This window comes from Actinoallomurus oryzae (assembly GCF_039541955.1).
GTDB classification, from domain to species: Bacteria; Actinomycetota; Actinomycetes; order Streptosporangiales; family Streptosporangiaceae; genus Actinoallomurus; species Actinoallomurus oryzae.
In genome coordinates, this window is record NZ_BAABHF010000080.1 from 1 (window position 1) to 2,894 (window position 2,894).

3 protein-coding genes are annotated in these 2,894 nt (G+C 71.8%); all 3 read left to right on the plus strand.

What is annotated here, in order from left to right:
- Positions 1-392: 392 nt before the first annotated feature.
- Positions 393-860 (plus strand): hypothetical protein, encoded by a 468-nt coding sequence (locus tag ABEA10_RS50210; RefSeq protein ID WP_345475815.1) that lies wholly within the window; start codon positions 393-395, stop codon positions 858-860.
- 161 nt (positions 861-1,021) lie between these two features.
- Positions 1,022-1,678 (plus strand): alpha-ketoglutarate-dependent dioxygenase AlkB family protein, encoded by a 657-nt coding sequence (locus tag ABEA10_RS50215; protein WP_345475816.1) that lies wholly within the window; start codon positions 1,022-1,024, stop codon positions 1,676-1,678.
- Between the two features lie 103 nt (positions 1,679-1,781).
- On the plus strand, positions 1,782-2,894 hold a 1,113-nt coding region (locus tag ABEA10_RS50220; protein WP_345475817.1), incomplete at its 3' end, for an acyltransferase family protein.

Below are 2,894 nucleotides of genomic sequence, written 5' to 3' on the forward strand. Positions count from 1 at the left end.
CGGGGGTCGCCCCCCGGAAAGACACCGCGGGCCCCGGCGAAGCCGCCGAAGGCGGTGAGCATGCGGACCCGCCACGCTTAAGCCGGTGTGGTGGTCGCCTCGCGGCGAAGGCACAACGCGGCTCCTGCTCCGGCGAAAGGCCGGACGGTATTCCGCGAAGGCGATAGGTGCGGCCCGGGGACACATGCCACACCGGCATCACCAGCGTAACCCCTTTCCCGCGATGCGTATTCCACCTCCGCCGTGTCGCCGGCCGTGCGGAAGCGGGTCACGGCCCCGTCGGCGGGAAGCAGGCTCCATGATCATGGACATCACTCTGTGTAACTGATTTGATTCACAGAGTCACAACCGGGGTCAAGTCTCGGGCAGAACGGACCAAAGGAGCGATACCAATGTCCAAACTCCGCAGCTCACTCTGCGTCACGGCCATGGCCGCCGGGTTGGCTTTCGCGGGCGGCGCGGCTGCCGGTACCGCACAAGCGGTCACTGCCCAGCCCATCGACCGGCACGGTGCGCACCAGCGGGCTGACGCGATCTTCCGGCCGCCGGTCACGCTGTACCGCAACCAGGCTTTGACCTCGGGGAACGGCCGGGCCATCCTCCGGTTGCAGGAGGACGGCAACTTCGTGCTCTACAAGGACGGCCGGCCGGTATGGCAGGCGCCGAACGCGTGGAGCCGCGGGGTCTCGGCGGTCTTCCAGGAGGACGGCAACTTCGTCGTCTACGCCAGCGGCGGTACGCCGGTCTGGGCATCGAACACCTGGCACCGGGGCGCGTACCTCGCGGTGCAGGATGACGGCAACGTCGTCATCTACAACAGCAGCAGGCAGCCGGTCTGGGCGACCAACACCGGAGACTGACCGCAATCCTCCGGCCCGTCACGCGGCCCGGGCGCCCTTCCACGGGCGGCCGGGTCCGCTCGCTCCTGAGACCCGAACACGCGGGGACCACGTCGTCGGCGCCCCGGTCGGCCATCACGTACCGTGGCGTGCGGAAGCCGACATAAAGGGAGGTCAGGGGTGTGACGGCGCTGATTCCGCGGCCACGGGCGCAGGTGGCGCCCGGGGCGGTGCACGTTCCGGGCTGGCTGGCCGAGGACGAGCAGCGGCGGCTGCTCGACGCCTGCCGCGAATGGGCCCGCCCGCCGGCCGGGATGCGGCACACCCGCCTGCCGGGCGGCGGCGTGATGTCCGTGCGCACCGTTTGCCTCGGCTGGCACTGGGTGCCCTACCGCTACCAGCGCACGGCCGACGACGGCGCCCCGGTCAAGCCGTTGCCCGCCTGGCTCGCCGACCTCGGCCGGCGCGCCGTCGCCGCCGCGTACGGTGACGACGGCGGCTACCGGCCCGACATCGCGCTGGTCAACTTCTACGACGCCGAGGCCCGCATGGGCCAGCACCAGGACAGGGACGAGCGCAGTCTCGCGCCCGTCGTCTCGCTCAGTCTCGGCGACACGTGCGTCTTCCGCTTCGGCAACACCCGTGACCGGGGGCGGCCCTGGAGCGACGTCGAACTGGAGTCGGGCGACCTGTTCGTGTTCGGCGGGGAGTCCCGGCTGGCCTACCACGGCGTGCCCAAGACCCTGCCCGGCACGGCGCCGCACCACCTGGGCCTGCGCGGACGCCTCAACCTGACCCTGCGCGAGTCGGGCCTGGGGCCGGACGGCGGCGCGGCGTGAGCGCACCGCGGTTCGCCGGCGCGCCCCGTCGCGTTGAGGTGGTGTTCAGGATCGTCGTGTTGACTGACCCGGTCATCCATTGTCGAGCCCAGGGTTCCCCGTTTTGACCACCCTCGCCTCGGTCGGCACCGCACCGCCCGCACGCTCGTGTACGGCCGGCCGTGACCCCTACTTCGACAACGCCAAGTTCCTCGCGGTCGTGCTCGTGGTGATCGGCCACGCCTGGGAGCCGCTGCGGGCCGCGAACGTCGGCGGGCGCGTGCTCGAGGCGGCCCAGACGTTCGTCTATGCGTTCCACCTGCCGGTCTTCATCGTCATGTGCGGGTACTTCTCCCGCGGGTTCACCGCCGGGCGCGACCGCACCCGCAAGCTCGTCGCCGCGATCGTCGTCCCGTACGTGATCTTCAGCGTGGCGTATCCGCTGTGGGCCGGCCTGCTCGCCGGCGACCACGTCGGCTGGGACCCGCTCGAACCGTACTACCTGACCTGGTTCATGCCCGCGCTGCTGCTGTGGCGGCTGTCGACGCCGCTGTGGCAGCAGATCCGCTATCCCGTCACGGCCGCGCTGGTGATCTCGATGCTCGCCGGCTTCATCACGCTGCCGAGCATGCTCAACGCCGCGCAGGTGCTGTCGTTCCTGCCGTTCTTCGTCGTCGGGCTCACGCTGCGGCCGCACCACTTCGCGTTCCTGCGGCGCCGCGCGATGCGCGCCGGCGGCGCGGCGCTGCTGGTGCTCGGCGGGGTGGCCGCCTACGCCGTCGCGCTGACCGTGGACCCCGAATGGGTGCACTGGCGGCGCAGCTTCGGGCAGCTCGGCGTCGGCGCGCCCGCGGGCGTGGGGTTCCGGCTGCTCGCGCTGGCCTCGGCCGTCGCGCTGACCGTGGGTTTCCTGGCCGTCGTGCCGGGCCGCCGCACGTGGTTCACCCGCTTCGGGTCCGCGAGCATGTACGTCTACCTGCTGCACGGCTTCGTCACCCTGTTCCTGTCCTACCAGGGCTGGTACTACCGGATCTCCGGAGCCGAGGTCGCGCTGGTGACCGTCGGCTGCGCGGCGTTGGCCGTGGTGCTGGCCAGCGGTCCCCTTCGCGGAGCGTTCCGGTGGGCGGTCGAACCCCGGCTGGACTGGCTCTTTCATCCGCGCGTGCCCCCACCGGCCGGCGCGGTGCCGCGTCCGGCCGGCGCGGCCGAACACGGGCCCCCGGCCGCGCCGGGCCGC